Source organism: Lacinutrix sp. MEBiC02404, from assembly GCF_053601575.1.
In genome coordinates this window covers 568023-585893 of record NZ_JBSHNV010000220.1, presented here as the reverse complement: position 1 = coordinate 585893, position 17871 = coordinate 568023, and the positions used below count along the sequence as shown (strand labels likewise).

19 protein-coding genes are annotated in these 17871 nt (G+C 33.2%); 16 read left to right on the top strand and 3 right to left on the bottom strand.

Going from position 1 to position 17871, the window contains the following annotated elements; all coding sequences use genetic code 11:
- Position 1: 1 nt before the first annotated feature.
- The 8 genes from ACVCXO_RS17085 to ACVCXO_RS17050 all read left to right on the top strand — a co-directional run bounded on the left by ACVCXO_RS17085 (position 2) and on the right by ACVCXO_RS17050 (position 5539).
- Entirely contained in the window at positions 2–565 is a 564-nt protein-coding gene (locus ACVCXO_RS17085; RefSeq protein WP_452230805.1) for a TetR/AcrR family transcriptional regulator, read from the top strand.
- A 75-nt stretch (positions 566–640) separates the two neighbouring features.
- Positions 641–1189 carry a carboxymuconolactone decarboxylase family protein gene (locus tag ACVCXO_RS17080; RefSeq protein ID WP_452230804.1) on the top strand — a complete coding sequence of 183 codons (549 nt, stop codon included), beginning with the start codon at positions 641–643 and terminating at the stop codon, positions 1187–1189.
- Positions 1190–1277: 88 nt separating this feature from the next.
- Positions 1278–1592 (top strand): EthD family reductase, encoded by a 315-nt coding sequence (locus ACVCXO_RS17075; RefSeq protein WP_452230803.1) that lies wholly within the window; start codon positions 1278–1280, stop codon positions 1590–1592.
- A gap of 24 nt (positions 1593–1616) precedes the next feature.
- Positions 1617–2288 carry a hypothetical protein gene (locus ACVCXO_RS17070; RefSeq protein WP_452230802.1) on the top strand — a complete coding sequence of 224 codons (672 nt, stop codon included), beginning with the start codon at positions 1617–1619 and terminating at the stop codon, positions 2286–2288.
- A gap of 60 nt (positions 2289–2348) precedes the next feature.
- Positions 2349–3005 carry a DsbA family oxidoreductase gene (locus ACVCXO_RS17065; protein WP_452230801.1) on the top strand — a complete coding sequence of 219 codons (657 nt, stop codon included), beginning with the start codon at positions 2349–2351 and terminating at the stop codon, positions 3003–3005.
- A 27-nt stretch (positions 3006–3032) separates the two neighbouring features.
- The gene (locus tag ACVCXO_RS17060) at positions 3033–3698 is read left to right on the top strand and encodes a peroxiredoxin-like family protein (RefSeq protein WP_452230800.1); all 666 of its coding nucleotides are present in this window, start codon (positions 3033–3035) and stop codon (positions 3696–3698) included.
- 27 nt (positions 3699–3725) lie between these two features.
- Positions 3726–4802, top strand: coding sequence for an L-dopachrome tautomerase-related protein (locus ACVCXO_RS17055; protein WP_452230799.1), 1077 nt, complete (start codon positions 3726–3728; stop codon positions 4800–4802).
- A 53-nt stretch (positions 4803–4855) separates the two neighbouring features.
- Complete coding sequence (locus ACVCXO_RS17050; RefSeq protein ID WP_452230798.1) at positions 4856–5539, top strand: haloacid dehalogenase type II; 684 nt, start codon at positions 4856–4858, stop codon at positions 5537–5539.
- Between the two features lie 31 nt (positions 5540–5570).
- On the opposite strand, the gene ACVCXO_RS17045 is transcribed toward ACVCXO_RS17050, so the two are convergent.
- Both ACVCXO_RS17045 and ACVCXO_RS17040 read right to left on the bottom strand, forming a co-directional pair.
- On the bottom strand, positions 5571–5930 hold the full coding sequence (locus tag ACVCXO_RS17045; protein ID WP_452230797.1) for a YraN family protein: 360 nt from the start codon (positions 5928–5930) through the stop codon (positions 5571–5573).
- Positions 5931–6154: 224 nt separating this feature from the next.
- Positions 6155–7186: a S66 peptidase family protein gene (locus tag ACVCXO_RS17040; RefSeq protein ID WP_452230796.1), complete on the bottom strand. Its 1032-nt coding sequence runs from the start codon at positions 7184–7186 to the stop codon at positions 6155–6157.
- Between the two features lie 58 nt (positions 7187–7244).
- Here ACVCXO_RS17040 and metG point away from each other — a divergent pair, with 58 nt between their 5' ends.
- The 8 genes from metG to ACVCXO_RS17000 all read left to right on the top strand — a co-directional run bounded on the left by metG (position 7245) and on the right by ACVCXO_RS17000 (position 17083).
- Positions 7245–9305: a methionine--tRNA ligase gene (gene metG / locus ACVCXO_RS17035; protein ID WP_452230795.1), complete on the top strand. Its 2061-nt coding sequence runs from the start codon at positions 7245–7247 to the stop codon at positions 9303–9305.
- 1 nt (position 9306) lies between these two features.
- A complete protein-coding gene (locus ACVCXO_RS17030; RefSeq protein WP_452230794.1) occupies positions 9307–10743 on the top strand; it encodes a hypothetical protein in 1437 nt (478 codons plus the stop codon).
- 32 nt (positions 10744–10775) lie between these two features.
- Complete coding sequence (locus ACVCXO_RS17025; RefSeq protein WP_452230793.1) at positions 10776–11243, top strand: hypothetical protein; 468 nt, start codon at positions 10776–10778, stop codon at positions 11241–11243.
- A 399-nt stretch (positions 11244–11642) separates the two neighbouring features.
- The gene (locus tag ACVCXO_RS17020; RefSeq protein WP_452230792.1) at positions 11643–12113 is read left to right on the top strand and encodes a lipocalin family protein; all 471 of its coding nucleotides are present in this window, start codon (positions 11643–11645) and stop codon (positions 12111–12113) included.
- A gap of 6 nt (positions 12114–12119) precedes the next feature.
- Positions 12120–12824 (top strand): OmpA family protein, encoded by a 705-nt coding sequence (locus ACVCXO_RS17015; protein ID WP_452230791.1) that lies wholly within the window; start codon positions 12120–12122, stop codon positions 12822–12824.
- 89 nt (positions 12825–12913) lie between these two features.
- Positions 12914–15040, top strand: a complete 2127-nt coding sequence (locus ACVCXO_RS17010; protein WP_452230790.1) for a Tex family protein — start codon at positions 12914–12916, stop codon at positions 15038–15040.
- 113 nt (positions 15041–15153) lie between these two features.
- Positions 15154–16053: a DMT family transporter gene (locus ACVCXO_RS17005; protein WP_452230789.1), complete on the top strand. Its 900-nt coding sequence runs from the start codon at positions 15154–15156 to the stop codon at positions 16051–16053.
- A gap of 562 nt (positions 16054–16615) precedes the next feature.
- Complete coding sequence (locus tag ACVCXO_RS17000) at positions 16616–17083, top strand: H-type lectin domain-containing protein (protein ID WP_452230788.1); 468 nt, start codon at positions 16616–16618, stop codon at positions 17081–17083.
- A 33-nt stretch (positions 17084–17116) separates the two neighbouring features.
- Here ACVCXO_RS17000 and ACVCXO_RS16995 read toward each other — a convergent pair whose 3' ends face one another.
- Positions 17117–17785: a C40 family peptidase gene (locus ACVCXO_RS16995; protein WP_452230787.1), complete on the bottom strand. Its 669-nt coding sequence runs from the start codon at positions 17783–17785 to the stop codon at positions 17117–17119.
- Positions 17786–17871 lie beyond the last annotated feature (86 nt).

The window sequence follows — 17871 nt, the reverse complement described above, 5'->3', positions numbered from 1 at the left end:
CATGGCTAGAAAGAAACAATATAACGAACAAGAAGTAGTAGAAAAAGCAATGCACCTTTTTTGGAAAAACGGCTATGAAACTACTTCTATGCAAATGCTTGAAAAAGAAATGGGCATTAACAAGTTCTCTATATATTCAAGTTTTGGGAACAAACACGGACTATTTCTGGAAAGTTTAAATCTTTATAAGTCTAAAGTAAGCACGGTTTTACAAAAGCTAAAAAACGGAACCAATGGTGTTGCAGACCTTAAACAATTCTTTTATGATTCTGTAAGTTCTAATTTTAAAACCGACGAAATAAAAGGTTGTTTTGTAACCAATACGTATAATGAGTTTTCTGAAAAAGAAGATGTATGCATCCAGACACAAATGAATTCCTTTATGGATAATTTAAAATCCATCATTATAGAAAAATTACAAATGGATGCTACAAAAGATGCGCAAACGATAGCAAAACAAGCTAATTATTTATTATTAGCAAAACATGGTTTAGCTGCTGCCGCAAGAGTTAATACCAAACAAGAAATGGAAGATTATATAGAAATGACCTTCCAAAATTTATAAAACATTTTTTTTACATAATAACTAAACGAACGTTTAGATAAAATTAACATAAATATTAAACTAAAAAGAAAAATTATGACAACTTTAAAAATTCACAACATTGAAACTGCTCCTGAAGCAAGCAAACCTTTATTAGAAAACTCTCAAAAAGCTTACGGAATGATTCCTGGTTTACACGGTGTATTAGCTGCGTCACCTCAATTATTAACCGCATACCAAACCTTACACGAGTTATTTACACAAACCTCATTTAACGAAGAAGAATTGACTGTAGTTTGGCAAGCTATTAACGTAGAACATGCATGTCATTACTGTGTTCCTGCACATACAGGAATTGCAAAAATGATGAAAGTAGACGACGCTATTACAGAAGCTTTACGTAATGAAACACCTTTAGAAAACGCTAAATTAGAAGCTTTACGTACAATGACTTTATCTGTTGTAAGAAATCGTGGTAACGTATCACAAGCAGATTTAGATGCTTTTTACGCTGCCGGTTATGGTGAGCAACAAGTATTAGAAATCATTTTAGGATTATCTCAAAAAGTAATTAGTAATTATACAAACCATATTGCAAATACACCTGTGGATGCTGGTTTTCAAAAATTTGCTTGGAAAAAATAAAAATGTAGTCCCTAAAACTACAGATTAATAGCTGTAAGCCTTCCTCTTTTTTTTGAGGAAGGTTTATTAATTTTATAAAAAAAATATCATGATAAAAGTATCTGTAATGTATCCAAACGGTAAAGATGTACAGTTTGATGCAACATATTATAAAACAAAACATTTACCAATGATCGTAGATGCTCTTGGTAGCGCGTTAAAAGGTTTAGAATTAGATTTAGGATTGGCTAGCAGAGTTCCTGGTGAACCTGCTCCTTATGTTGCCATTGCACATTTAAAATTTGATAGTGTAGCGTCCTTTCAAGAGTCTTTTGGACCACACGCTGAAACCTTTGCAGCAGATATAAAAAACTATAGCAATGTAAAAGGAGAACTTCAAATTAGTGAATTGGTTACCTTTTAAAACAGAAACCCAAACGGTGTATTAATGAAAATTAAAGAGGAAACTATAACACATATAGCAAACAAGAGCTTCCAAACAGTTTTTAGAACTACTACGAAAGCACATGGCTTTATGCACTTAGTTTTCAGTAAAAAAGAAATAACACCGTATCAATTTAGGTCTATTATGATAGATCTAAAAAAAGAACTATCAAAACTTAGTGTTTCAAAATTCAACAAAAAGCTAAGCTATCATTGGCTTGTACGTTTTGACCAACAGGTAAACACACCTTTTCATGTAGACAATGCTGCAGAGCAATCTATATTAATGTTGGGTTACGAACCTAGTGCCATTAAAAGTGAATTGCATTTGGCAGATTATCATGCCTACGCTAATAAATCATATAAAACGCCTGAAGATTATTTTAATAAATTTACGCCTGTTTTTAAAGAGAAAGAGGATGTATTACAACCTTTCATTTCAAAAATAAAATCTGTAGATAACGATCATTATTCTATTGTTATAATTAATAATAGTAGTCCAAAAGCTAATGTCGGTACTTTAGGTTTGTTTCATAAAGCTTTAATTATTAAGGAGGATTTAAGCAAAAGTAGAATCGTTAATTCTATGGTTTTAAATCTTGTGTCAAAAGATAAAATCACAGAAGATCAACAAAAGGAAAACGACTTTCTAAACACTAATCTAATCAGCAAATAGATTAGCGTAATAGATTAGCGTAATAGAAATCAATATAAAATTCAATTAAAAAATAAAGTTATGGCAAATAAATTAAAAATAGATATCGTTTCCGATGTGGTGTGTCCATGGTGTACCATTGGTTACAAACGTTTGGAAAAAGCAATCCAAGAACTTGGTGTTCAAGATCAAATTGAAATAGAATGGCAACCATTTGAGTTAAACCCGAATATGCCAGCTGAAGGTCAAAATGTAAATGAGCATATTACAGAAAAATATGGTTCTACTATAGAGCAACAAAACCAATCGAAGCAAATGATGACGGAAGCTGGTGCAGAATTAGGTTTTAAATTCGATTATTTTGATGAAATGCGTATGGTGAACACTTTTGACGCGCACGTTTTATTAGAATATGCTAAAGACTTCGGAAAACAAACCGAACTAAAAATGGCATTGACTACAGCTTTTTTTAGCGATAGAAAAGATGTGTCTAAAAAAGATGTTTTAAAAGAAGTGCTTTTAAGTGTTGGTCTTCCTGCTGACGAAGCTTTAACTAAATTAGATAATGAAGAAGCACGTTTAGAAGTAAGAACGAAGCAAAACTATTGGAAAAGCATGGGTGTAAACTCTGTGCCTACTATTGTTTTTAATCGTAAAAGTGCCGTTACAGGAGCACAACCTGTAGACACTTTTAAACAAGTTTTAACCGAATTAATTAAAGAACAACAATCGGTTTAATACAACCCATTGTTTAAAACACAACCCATGGACAACAATAAAAACACTGGAGAATTAGACGTTTTATTAGATAAAGTACGTCAAGCTGGTGCTGCCAAATTCTCAGACGAAAAGAAACAAATATATGCCGACGGCATTGCAAGTGTTGCTAAATCTGGCGTACTAGATACTGCCTTAAATGTTGGTGACAAAGCACCCAATTTCACTTTAAAAAACGCCTTAAACGAAGCGGTTACGTTATACGATGCACTTAAAAACGGACCAGTAGTTCTAACCTGGTATCGAGGTGGTTGGTGTCCGTATTGCAATATCACATTGCACGCTTTACAAGAAAAATTACCTGAATTTAAGAACGAAGGTGCTACACTTTTAGCTTTAACACCAGAATTACCGGATAATTCCTTGAGTACTTCCGAAAAAAACAATTTAGAATTCACCGTTTTAAGTGATATTGGCAATGTAATAGCAAAAGAATATGGCGTTGTTTACACGTTAACAGACGACGTCGCTTCTATGTATAACACTGGTTTTGGTTTAAACAAGGTAAATGGAGATACTAGTAATACCTTACCTTTAGCGGCAACTTATGTTATTGATATTAACGGAATTATTACGTATGCTTTTTTAGATGCAGATTATACAGCGCGTGCGGAACCTTCAGAAATAGTATCTGCTTTACACAAGTTAAAATAATGTATTTTTATTAAGAAAAACAAAACAATGAAAAATTTCAGCTACATCCTTATCCTTTCTGTTTTACTGCTTTCTTGTAAAGAAAAAACAGAAAATAAAGTGGAAACCACACCTGTTACGGTGCAAAACGAAACTCCAAAAGTGACACAAATAACTGCTTTTAAAGGGCAGCAAGTAACCGGAATTTCGATAAGTAATGCAGGTCGTATTTTTGTAAACTTTCCAAGATGGAGAAAAGGCGTTAAAAATGCTGTAGCAGAAATTACAAATGGTACAAACGCTCCTTTTCCAAATGAAGCATGGAACTCTTGGAAAATAGGAGACAAAATAGAAACCAATAAATTTGTTGGGGTACAATCCGTAGTTGTTTATGACCACCTTATCTATGTTTTAGATACTAGAAGTCCCCTTTTTCAAGAAGTTGTAGATGCACCTAGAATTTTTGTTTTTGATATAAACACCAAAAAACTAGAGCATACTTATATTTTGAATGAAGACGCTTATCATCCTAATTCTTACATAAACGATTTACGTCTTGACAAAAAGAATAACAAAATCTACTTCACAGATTCTGGTAATTCTGGATTAGTCATTTTAGATTTAAAAACGGAAAAGTTCACTAGAGTTTTAGACAACCATTCTTCCACAGCAGCAGAAGTAGATTTTTTAACTTTTGAAAATAAGAAATGGACAAATGCTGTAAATTCCGATGGAATTGCTTTAGATACCAAGAACGATAAGCTATATTATCACGCACTTTCAGGATATAGTTTATACAGCATCCCCACAAAAGCACTGACTTTAGAAAATGAGAAAGATATTGAAAACGCAGTAACTTTGGAAGCTAAAACGGCTGCACCCGACGGAATGATTTTTGACGAAAACGGAAACTTATATTATGCCGATTTAGAACATAACAAAATCAAGTATCGCAAACCAGATGGTAGTATACATACTTTAGTGGAAGGTGACGCCATAAAATGGGCAGATACCTTTAGCATATACGATGGTTATCTATATTTCACTAACTCTAGGATTAATGAGGTAACTGCAGATATTTCTGAAATGGAATTTACCATTAATAAAATTGCATTAGCAAATTAGTTCTTGATGCTTCTAGAGTAAACCGAAAGTAAAATATTACATATCTTCATAAAATGAAAACCAAACCTAAAGTATTATTCTTTGATGTAAACGAAACCCTTTTAGATCTCACCGCTATGAAAAAACAGGTTGGAGCCGCTTTAGGCGGAAAAGAGGACTTGCTATCTTTATGGTTTACAACGATGTTACAATATTCGTTAGTGGTTTCCGCAAGCGGACAATACAAACCTTTTGGTCATATTGGTGCTGCTGCTCTGCAAATGGTGGCTGCAAATAATGATATTCTAATTTCTGAAGATGAAGCAAGAAAAATTGTTGCAAATGCCATGCAGAATTTACCGCCGCATCCAGAAGTTAAGGATGCCTTAGCAGTATTAAAAAAGGAAGGATATACTTTGGTAGCACTTACTAATTCGGACACAGAAAGCTTAAAAAACAAATTTAAAAACGTAGGTTTAACACCTTATTTTGATGCATTATTAAGTATTGAGTCTGTTGGTAAATTCAAGCCTTTTACCGATGTTTATGATTGGGCTGCCCATAAAATGAACGTAAAACCAGAAGAATGTATGCTTATTGCTGCACATGGTTGGGATGTTGCTGGCGCACTTTGGGCTGACTGGAGAGCTGCATTTATTAGCAGACCTGGACAACAAGCATTTCCATTAGCTCCTAAAACGGAGATTAGCGAAACCGATTTGCAAAAGGTTGCTACTATTCTTATTTCGTATACCTAAAGGATGAAAAGAAGTTTCATTTCCGTAGTATTTAGAAATGATAAAAAGCATTTTCTAAATGCTCTATTTCAAATTTGTTTCTGGTTTTAACGATAGCTATAATATCAAAACGCACTTCCACATCTAGTTTATTAGTGGTTACATAATGGTCCACTGCTTTAACTATTCGCTGTATTTGTTTCGGTTTTAAAAAATCTTGCGGATTCCCAAAATCGATAGTAGATCTGGTTTTTACTTCTACAATAGCAAGTGTATCTTTTTGCCTGGCAATAATATCTACTTCGGCTTTTTGAAATCGGTAATTGCGTTCCATAATTGCATACCCGTTTTGCAATAGAAAATCTACTGCAAGCTGTTCTCCTTTTTCACCAAGTTCGTTATGTTGTGCCATATTTCCTGCCTTTCGACTCCGCTCAAGATAAACTCCAACAGGAATCTCTTCAAGCCAACTAAATTTAATTTCACGTAAGTGAGAATCTCTTTTGTTTTATTATAATTAAGGCAGAAATCTCATCCTTCTTCCTATTCCTATTATTTCATTTTTCTGTCATTCCGCACTAGATGCGGAATCCATATTAAAAAGGCATCCTAAATCTACTTCCGGATAACAAATTTTTACTCTTCAAAAACAACCGTACTTTTATCTTTCCCTACAGTTATCGTAGCATTTCTACCCAAAATCAATGCGCGGTTATCCTTTTCATGACCAGCAGGAACATTAAAAACGACAGGGAAATCATATTCCGCTAAAACATCTAAAATAAGTTGCTCTACCGAAGTTCCCCAAGGAGTTGTATTCTTCCGCATCTTACTCATATCTCCAACCATAAGACCTTTACAGTTTTCAAAATAACCTGCACGTTTTAAACTTTGCAACATTCTATCGATATGGTATTTGTATTCGCCTATTTCTTCAATAAATAAAATTTTATCCGTAGTATCGATACTCGTATTAGAACCTAACATAGTGTGTAAAATGGTCAAGTTTCCACCTACAACTGGAGCAGTAACCGTTCCTATTTTATTATAGGAAGAACCTTTTAAAGTATATGCAATCGGCTTCCCAAAAAGTGCATCTTTAAAAGTAGCCACACTTTCTTTTATATCGCCTAAACCTTTCGTTAAACTTACACACATTAATGCATGCAAAGATTGAAATCCTTCGTTATGCACTTGGTTGTGTAGTGCTGTAATATCGCTATATCCAATAATCCATTTCGGATTTTCCTTAAACGTAGTATAGTCTAATTTATCTAAAATCCGTACCGTTCCATAACCGCCTCGCGCACTCCAAATAGCACTAATTGTTGGGTCGTCTAATGCTTTCTGAAAATCTTCACAACGTTCTGCATCGGTTCCTGCAAAGTGATTGTCTTTACTAAAAACGTGTTTTCCAACAACCACATGCAAACCCCAACTTTTAAGTAAAGCCTTTGCTTGTTCCACTTCACCAATTCTGTTTTTAAGTATTCCCGAAGGTGCAACAATAGCAACAGTATCTCCTGCTTTTAAATAATCTGGTTGTATCAAATTCGTAGTGTTTTTAATGCTTCCATTTTGTGCGGTAAGTGATAACATTCCGAAGAATAAAAACACACAAAACAATTGTAAAAAGATTCCTTTTCTAGTCATAATGTAAATGTACATTTTTTTTCTAAATCCCTCTTAAAAAGCGTACTTTTGTGGCTTCAAAAAGAAATTTACAATGTCAAAAAGATATACTATTACTGCTGCTTTACCATATACTAACGGTCCAATTCATATTGGTCATTTAGCTGGTGTTTATGTGCCCGCAGATATTTATGCGCGTTTTATGCGTTTAACAGGAAACGATGTTGCTTTTATTTGTGGAAGCGATGAACATGGAGTTCCTATTACTATTAAAGCGAAAAAAGAAGGCGTAACGCCACAAGACATTGTAGATAAATATCACGCCATTATTAAGCAATCTTTTGAAGACTTCGGAATTACTTTCGATAACTACTCACGTACTACTGCGAAGATTCATCACGATACAGCATCTGAATTTTTCACAACTTTGTATGACAAAAATGAATTTGTTGAAGAAATCACAGAGCAATTATACGATGCGGAAGCTAATCAGTTTTTAGCAGATCGATTTGTAGTTGGTACTTGTCCGAAATGTGGATTTGAAGAAAGTTATGGCGACCAATGTGAAAACTGCGGAACTAGTCATAATGCAACCGATTTAATAAACCCAAAATCGGCAATCACAGGAAATGTACCAAGTTTAAAACAAACCAAACACTGGTTTTTACCTTTAAACAAACATGAAGAGTTTTTAAGAGAATGGATTCTAAAAGGACATAAAAAGGATTGGAAACCGAATGTTTACGGACAAGTAAAATCATGGATTGATGATGGTTTACGTCCGCGAGCAGTAACCAGAGATTTAGATTGGGGAATTCCTGTACCTCTTGAAGGCGCAGAAGGAAAAGTACTTTACGTTTGGTTTGATGCTCCAATTGGATACATCTCGTCTACCAAAGAATGGGCAGCACGAGTTGGTAAAGATTGGGAACCATATTGGAAAGACAAAGACACTAAATTAGTCCATTTTATAGGTAAAGACAATATTGTATTTCATTGTATTATTTTTCCAGCAATGCTAAAAGCGGAAGGTTCTTATATTTTACCAGATAATGTACCAGCAAACGAGTTTTTAAATCTAGAGGGTAAAAAGCTTTCTACTTCTAAAAATTGGGCGGTTTGGTTACCAGAATATTTAGAAGATTTCCCGAATCAGCAAGACGTATTGCGTTATGCATTAACCGCAAATGCTCCAGAAAGTAAGGATAACGATTTTACTTGGAAAGATTTTCAAGCGAGAAACAATAACGAATTAGTGGCCATTTTTGGAAACTTTATTAACCGCGTAGTTGTTTTAACGAATAAATATTACGAAGGAATTGTTCCAGAACCAGCTGATTTTTCAGAAATAGACCAAGAAACACTTGCTGCAATTAAAGCATATCCAAATGTAATTTCTAGCTCTATTGAAAGATATCGATTTAGAGAAGCAGGACAAGAATTAATGAATCTTGCTCGATTAGGAAACAAATATTTAGCAGACGAAGAACCTTGGAAGGTTATTAAATTAGACGAAGCACGCACAAAAACGATTATGTATGTTGCACTGCAAATCGCTTCCGCTTTAGCGACATTAAGCGAACCATTTTTACCGTTTACTTCCACAAAATTAAAAGGAATACTTAATAGCACATCTAGTGAAAATGAAACGTCTTGGGATGAAGTTTCTACCAAAGAAATCTTACTTCCAGCTGGACATAAAATAGGAAAAGCAGAATTACTTTTCTCCAAAATTGAAGATGAAGAAATTCAGAAACAATTAGACAAATTAGAAGCTAGCAAAAAAGCTAATGAAATAGCAAATGCAGTGGTAGAACCACAAAAAGAAACGATAGATTTTGAAGATTTTACAAAATTAGATATTCGTGTTGGTACTATTTTAGAAGCCGAAAAAATGCCAAAAGCAAAAAAGCTTTTAGTACTTAAAGTAGACACAGGAATTGATGTAAGAACCATCGTTTCTGGTATTGCAGAAAGCTTTACAGCAGAAGAAGTTGTTGGTAAAAAAGTAACTGTTTTAGTAAACCTTGCTCCTAGAGCATTACGTGGTGTAGAAAGTCAGGGAATGATTTTAATGACCGAAACGCCAGATGGTAAATTGGTATTTGTAAATCCCGATGATGCAAATGTTAGCAATGGGTTACATATTAGTTAAGATGAAAAAAATTCTTTTATTCTTTTATTTACTTAGCGTATCGATTACGTCCATTGCACAAGAAAATTGGCTAGAATTAGTAATTAATAATCCGTTATCTGAAGAAAGGATAAAAGAAGTTATCCCTATTACAAACACTAAAACTGGTGATTTAGCACTTTTTTATAAAACAAGATCTGGTTTATTATGCTATTTGTTTAACAATAAGCAAGAACTAACAAACACATTTGCAGTCGATACGCTTCCCGATAAATCGGATATTTTTATTGGTGAAGTTACTTCAGATAATAAAATTTACAATCTGTTTTTCACCAATTCTAATGGAAACAAATTAGGGAGCATTCAAATTAATTTTCAAACAGAAAGCGCTCTCACTAATAATAACTTTGAGCTTCCTAAAAAAGAAAAAGTAATTCAATTTGTGAATCACGAAGGTGGTTTATTCCTAGTGACTTCCTTAAAAAAATCGTCCATATTAAAACTATATACTTTTAATATACATGGAAAAGCTAAATCTCAAGTTGCCGATTTTTCCAATGAAATTTTCGAAAACGACAATGGACTTAGTAAAAAATTTCACGATTTAATCTTTCAAGGCTCAGAGCAAAAAACCATTGCATATATCACGAACAACTCGCCCAATTCTTTAGAAACTACTTCGGCTAAAACCAAATTATATTTAAATGAAAACACATTACGATTAACAAATAATCTTTTTAATAAGAATACATTTATTGTTGATTTCAATATTAAAGAACACGCGCACAAACTAACAGTATTAGAAAACCAAGACTTTATTAAAAAGCAAACAGGAGCAAATACAAACTCCTATATACTAGATGATTATTTTTTTAGAGTATACGCAACAACAGAAAAGTTAAACCTCGCTATTTATAACTTAAAAACAAACACACTACAAAAAGAGTTCGTAATTAACAAAGGAGAACCTATCTCTTTTAAAAACACACCAATCATTCAAGAAGGCGGAGAATTTGATACGTATAGAGAATTAGAAAAAACGTCAAAGTTTTTACGCAAAATAGTGTATTCTAATGTAGGTATTATAGCCTATAAGATAAATGACAATTATGTTTTAACTCTTGGTGCTAGCAAAGACGTTTCTTTAGGAAATTTAGCAATGGTTGGCGCAATGACTGGAGGTGCATTAGGCGCAATAGTTGGCGGTTTGCTTTCTACCGCATTCCAATCGTATCTTACAACAAAATCTACACGAATATTAAGTGTTTTAGACCAAAATTTCAATCACACTTCTGGTGATATCCCTGTAAATAGTTTTGATAAAATTGATACATTTATTGTAAATAAAAGCGGAAAAGAAAACGCACTTCAAACGATCTTCAAATACCAAAACATAACCATATGGGGTTCATACAATAAGACCAATAAAATATATACGTTTACAAAATTTAGAAACTAATACTTCATTTTAAAAATTATAAAAACGTTAAAATGAAAAAATTAATCCTGCTCTCTATTCTTTTATTTGTTATATCCTGTAAAACTGCAATACCTAAAAAAAAGATAGCAACGTTTAGTCTTTCCGATAGTTGGTTACTCACAAAAGTATCTTTTGTAGAACCCAACATGTATGACAAGACAATTCTCTTTAATGATGCAACAAACCTTTGTTTTAAGGATAGTCGTTGGTATTTTAATTCAAAAGACTCGGTTGGCACCTATGCAATAAATGACCTTTATTGTACTATTGGCAAGCGTAAAATTTCGTATCGATTTCTTAAAACCGAAGAAAAAACAGGGTATTCTCATATCGTTTTAAATGCAGAGAATAAAGCTGGAAAAGCGCAAGATTACAGAATTAAAATAACAGAGCTTTCCAACGATTCGATGCAATGGAATTACGTTGTGTATGTTAAAAACAAACGATATACGGTTAATATGCAATTTCAAAAAGCATAGTAAACCCATATTAATAAAAACCTCGTAGTATAGAACTTCGAGGTTTTTTTATTATATATTTCCTACCGGTTAATCCCTAACCCAATTTCTATAAAACAAATTATTACCATCTAATCAAAGAGCGCCGCATACTTCAAAAAAGTCACCTCTTATTTAATACCTGCATCTACAAATACTTCCTCAAGAATAGCAGTACTACTGTTTGTTTTACTACGGACTTATATACACATTTATTTTAGTTAAATTTTAGCCAAAACTAAGGGTTCAAAAATCTATTCACACCGCGTATCTCGTACCTTTACTAGTACTTAAATTATGGTATGCGTTATCATTTTATTGGATAATGTCATTCCCTATCTAGTATAAAATTTATATTGAAAAAAAACTTAAAACTAATTTATGAAACATTTAATACTATGCTTATTAACCGTTTGCCTCGTTTCTTGTGGCACAACGAAAACGGTTAGACAATCCAAAAAAGTAATCAAAGGCGATTGGGTAATAGATAACATTACGTACAGCGAAATAGGAACTTTTAATGTCAAACTATTGGGCGACGCTTCAAAAGAATGCTTTGAAGGTAGTACATGGAATTTCATTCCGAATAACAATACTGGAACCTACACTGTAAATAGTACCGAATGTACAGAAGGAGTAAGAAACTTTGTATTTACTATTAAAGAAATTGATGAACTAACTGGTTTATATGATTTCTTACTAAAACCTACAAACGAAAAAAACAAATCGGAAACAAATACTGGCTTCCGATTAAACCTAACTGCATTGTCGGATACGCAGATGCAGTGGAAACAAACGGTAGCTCTAGAAGGAAAACCATTTACAATAACTATTAACTTTTCAAAACTTTAAAAACCTATGAAAAATACTATAAAAAAAACAGGAATAATACTTTTCACAATGCTTTTAGCAATTAGCTTAAGTAATTGTAAATCGGTTGAAAATGCGAACAACAAACAAAAAGGTGCTGTTATTGGAGCTACAGGTGGCGCTCTTTTAGGTGCCATTCTTGGAAACAACATAGGAAAAGGAGGCAATGGCGAATTAGGTGCCGTTATTGGCGGTGTTGTTGGTGGTGGCGCTGGTGTTCTTATTGGAAACAAAATGGATAAGCAAGCTCAAAAAATTGAAGAAGAAATCCCAGGAGCAACAGTAGAACGTATTGATGATGGTATTGTTGTTACTTTTGATGAAAACAGCGGTGTTTATTTCGCTACAGAAAAATACAATATTAATACTGCTTCCCAAGAAACTTTAAATAAATTAGTAGGTATTTTTAAAGAGTATCCTAACACAAACATATTAGTAGTAGGCCACACAGATAGCGCTGGTAATGAAGACTACAATATGACACTTTCTAAAAATAGAGCGAATGCAGTGACTAATTATTTAACGAGTCAAGGCTTAAGTTATGGTCGTTTTACAACCAATTGGTTTGGGGAATCACAACCAATGCACGACAATGCAACTGCAGAAGGTAGAGCAAAAAACAGACGTGTAAATGTGGCTATTTTGCCTAATCAAACAATGATTGATGAAGCCAATCAACAAACTGGTAATTAAAATTTTATTTACATTTGTATATATCTCGTTTTCATTGTTATTTTGAAAACGAGATTTTTTATATCCTTTTAATTTTTTCAGCATAACCAATGAGCCACTTATTACGTTTTATAATTTCCAAAACCCAATTACCAGAAACTTCAGTAAAAAATACGGTTGCACTTTTAAACGAAGACTGCACCATTCCTTTTATTTCTAGATATAGAAAAGAAGCTACTGGAAATCTAGACGAAGTACAAATTGGAGATATTGTAAAATACAAAGAACAATTTGAAGCTTTAGAGAAACGAAAAGCAGCCATTTTAAAAGCCTTGAAGGAACAAGGGGTTTTAACTTCAGAATTAGAAGTAAAAATTAAAGGTTGTACCGATTTAACTACATTGGAAGATCTATACTTACCCTATAAGAAGAAGCGAAAAACCAAAGCCGAAACTGCTAGAAAAAACGGATTAGAACCTTTGGCAAAGATTATTATGAGCCAAAATGCGAACGATATAGAATCCATAGCTTATACATATATCAAAGGAGAAGTCACTTCCATCGAAGATGCTTTAGATGGCGCAAGACATATTATTGCCGAATGGATTAACGAACGTACAGATGTTAGAAATAACATTAGAAACCAGCTGGAACGTTACGCAATCATTTCCACGAAAGTGATAAAAACAAAAAAAGAGGACGAAAAAGCACAAAAATTCAGAGATTACTTTGCATGGGAAGAGTCCTTAAACAGAATTCCTTCGCATCGATTACTTGCTATTTTAAGAGCAGAATCCGAAGGGTTTATCCGCGTAAAAATCGAGATCGATAATGCACGTGCTTTACAAAAAATAGAAAATAAATTGATACGTTCACAAAATGCATGTGCGCATCAAATAGAATTAGCAATAGCCGACGCCTATAAACGCTTGCTTTTACCTTCCTTATCTAACGAAGCTTTACAAAATGCAAAAGACAAAGCAGACGAATCTGCAATTACTGTTTTTGCCAAAAATTTAAAACAGTTGTTATTAGGTTCTCCACTCGGACAAAAACGTGTGCTAGCCATAGATCCCGGATTTAGATCTGGATGTAAAGTGGTTTGTCTGGGTGCTCAAGGACAACTCCAACACCATGAAAACATTTATCCGCATGCGCCAAAAAACGATAGTATTGGAGCCATGAACACGATTAGCGCTTTGGCAGACACTTACAAAATGGAAGCCATTGCGATTGGAAACGGAACAGCTTCCAGGGAAACAGAAGCTTTAATTCGGAAAATTCAATTTAAAAACGACATGCAAGTATTTGTGGTTAGTGAAGCTGGCGCAAGTATTTATTCAGCTTCTAAAATTGCTCGTGAAGAATTCCCAAACTACGATGTAACCGTTAGAGGCTCGGTTTCTATTGGTAGACGTTTGCAAGATCCTTTAGCAGAACTCGTGAAAATTGACGCGAAGTCTATTGGTGTTGGACAATACCAACATGATGTAGACCAAAGTAAACTTCAAAAACAGCTAGATGTTGTAGTAGAAAACTGTGTAAATAGTGTTGGTGTAAATATTAATACGGCGAGTAAAAGTTTACTAAGTTATGTTTCTGGTATTGGACCAAAACTAGCCGAAAATATTTTTAATTATCGAAATGAGAACGGTGTATTTGCTTCCAGAAGCGAGATAAAAAAAGTGCCGAGATTAGGCGGAAAAGCATTTGAGCAAGGTGCAGCTTTTTTAAGAATAAAAGATGCTAAAAATCCGTTAGACAATTCTGCAGTACATCCGGAAAGCTATAAAATAGTACAAAATATGGCAAAGGATTTAAAGGTTTCTGTAGCAGAGTTAATAGGAAATACAGCATTACTTCAAAAAATAAATTTAAAGAATTACAGCTCGGCAACTGTAGGTTTACTAACCTTGGAAGATATCTTAAAAGAGCTAGAAAAACCAGGCTTAGATATTAGACAAGAAGCCAAAGAATTCTCTTTTAATCAGAATATAAAAACGATTAATGACCTTGAGGAAGGTCAGTTATTACCAGGAATAGTAAATAATATAACCAACTTTGGTTGTTTTGTAGATGTTGGGATTAAAGAAAGTGGTTTGATTCATGTTTCCAATTTGTCAGACAGCTTTGTAAGTGATGTGAATGCACATGTTAATTTACATCAACAGGTTATTGTTAAAGTATTAGAAGTAGATGTAGCACGAAAACGCATCCAACTAAAACTGCAGAAGTAAAAAAAAGTAAAAACCGGATACGATTTAATCATCAATTATTAATTTAGTATCATTAAATCCGTAAAGTAGAACTACTTTTGCCGATTCATTTTAAGTCGCTAAATAATTTTTAGATGAAAAAGGCAAGAATCGCATTGGCTATTGGAATACTGTGTATTTCTATATTCCCTATTTTGGTGAAGTTAAACCTAACTCCAGGAGTTATTTCTGCATTCTATAGAATGTTGTTTTCCTTACTGTTGTTATTACCTTATGCTTTAATAAGCAAGCAACTTAAAATTCCGAATGTAAAAACTGCCATTTTAGCCATTATTTGTGGTGTTATCTTTGGTAGTGATGTTGCTGTATGGAATATTGCTATTCAAGAATCTACTGCTACGCAAGCATCTTTACTAACCAACTTATCACCTGTTTGGCTTGGTATTTTTTCGTTGTTATTTGTTAAAGATAAACCTAAAACTAATTTTTGGATAGGAACAATAATTGCCGTTTTTGGTATGATGATGCTCGTTGGTTTTACGGTATTTAGAAATCTTGATTTTGATTTACCTTTTAGTTTTGGTGTGCTTTCTGGTGTTTTGTATGCCGTTTATATGCTGATTAGTAAAGAGGTTTTAAAAACCATGAATGTCATTTCATTTATGACGATAAGTTTAATGGCATCTTCCCTTCATTTAGCAATAGTAAGTTATGCTTTAAACGAACCTTTTGCTGGTTTTTCTAATGCAGGCTGGCTGGTTTTAATTGCTCAAGCTGTTTTTTGTCAGCTTTTAGCATGGTTACTTATTAGCTATGCTACACAGCATATGCGCGCAACTAGAGTTTCATTAAGTTTATTAGGACAAGGTATTTTAGCATCTATTTTCGCTTGGATATTTATAGATGAAACCATTTCACTACAAATGGTTTTAGGCGGTTTAATTTTGCTTTTTGGAATTCGTATAACCTTTTATGAAAAACAAATCCTATCGTCTTTTAAAAATAAATTGTTTAAAACCAAAAAAATAAATTAGAGCGTTTTTATATACATGTGCAACACCCTGCATTTTACCTACTACTAAAACCGCATTACAAAACGCTTAGGTAATCTAAGATCTATACCTCTTAGCTATGTAGCTTCAGAAAAGGCATACCTACCTCTTATTACTTAACAACAATTTTGCCTGCTTTGTGCATCTTAAGATTAAAGTCGATTAGTATATGATGCTAATGTTTATGATGCTTTTTCAAGAAATTAATACATCTTTAGATTTATACGAATAAAGCACTGCTAAATTCTGAAAAAGAATGTGTTTGAAAAATATATTCCCTCAAAACAAAACGAATAGTTGTAAAAAATCGTAAAAAACCTACAAAACCTTTGGTAAAATGACCGTTAATGTGTTATATTCGTACTTTGTCGATTAAAAGATGGACAAAAAACCCTAAAAACCCTAACAATAGCAGTGAAATATTTAATAAAAGTTTTTTTTATTTAATATTTTTAAAAACATTATTTAGAATTCCGAATTACCAGTGTGAGGGCCTGGTTGTACAGAATATTAATACTGTAATGCTAGCAACATTAATAGCAAAATGATTAAAAAATTAGTACTCATTCCCCTAGTGTGTATCTTATTACTCTCTTTTAAATCGTCTAACGATGTTTCTTCAGAACACATTCTGAAAGATTTCTGGTTACTTAATAAAGTATCTTATGTAGAACCAGACATGTACGATAGAATAACTCTTTTTAATGATGTAACCAATTTTTGCTTTGAGCAAAGTCTTTGGAGGTTTAGCGAATTAAACAATACTGGAAGTTACGCAATAAACGATCTTTATTGTTCTTTTGGAAAACGAAACATTTCTTTTGACGTATCTAAGTCTTCAAAAAAAACAGAACTGTATGACGTTGTTTTAAAAATAGAAAATAGCAATGGTGGTACGGACAGATTTAAAGTAAAAATCACAGAAATTACAAACAAATCTATGCAATGGAATTACACCACGTGGGTGAATAAAAGACCATATACTATAAAAATGAGTTTTCTTAAAAAATAAGTCTACCTTTTATAAAACAAGAATCCGTTTCATTTACCCATTCAAAAGACTTTCAAAAACCGCTCTAGATTGACTACCATAAATACCATCAACGGTAATAGCGTTAGCGGTTTGGAATGCTTTAAGAGCCGTTTCTGTTTTAGGTCCAAAAACACCATCTGCACTTCCGGTAAGGTAATTTAGCTGGATTAATATTTTTTGCAATAATTTCACCTTTTCACTGCTATCCCCTTTTCTTAGATATCCTGTCGGAATTTCTAAGTCTTCCACTAAATCATCCGTTAAACTTCTAAATTCAATAATCCGATCTAATGTAAACGTTTGAATATTCACTTCATCCGATTGATTTCCACCAAGGCAATAGATAGACTTTCCGCTTTTAGTATACCCCAAAAAGAATCCGACGTGACCAAAAAGACTATGAATATCATTTCGCCAAAAAACAACAATATCCCCTGGTTGTGGCCAATCGGTTTTTTTACCAACCTTCAACCAGCTTCTAGCCATAGCACTATTAGACATTTCCAAATTAGCTTGTAACGCTACCCAGTTTGCAAAAATACTGCACCAAGCAACCTCATCATTACCAAAGTCTAAACCAGTCATTTCTTGGTATTCTAAAATACGTTCGTTGTGTGCAGAACCGCTAATTTCTTTTTGGCCAAGTTCGCCAAATGCAATTTTTAAAGTATCACCTAACATAATTATAAAATTTAAAGAGTTTATAATATGCTATTAAAAGTAGAAGGGAGATTTAATAAAAATAACAAAAAAACAGATAACAAGCT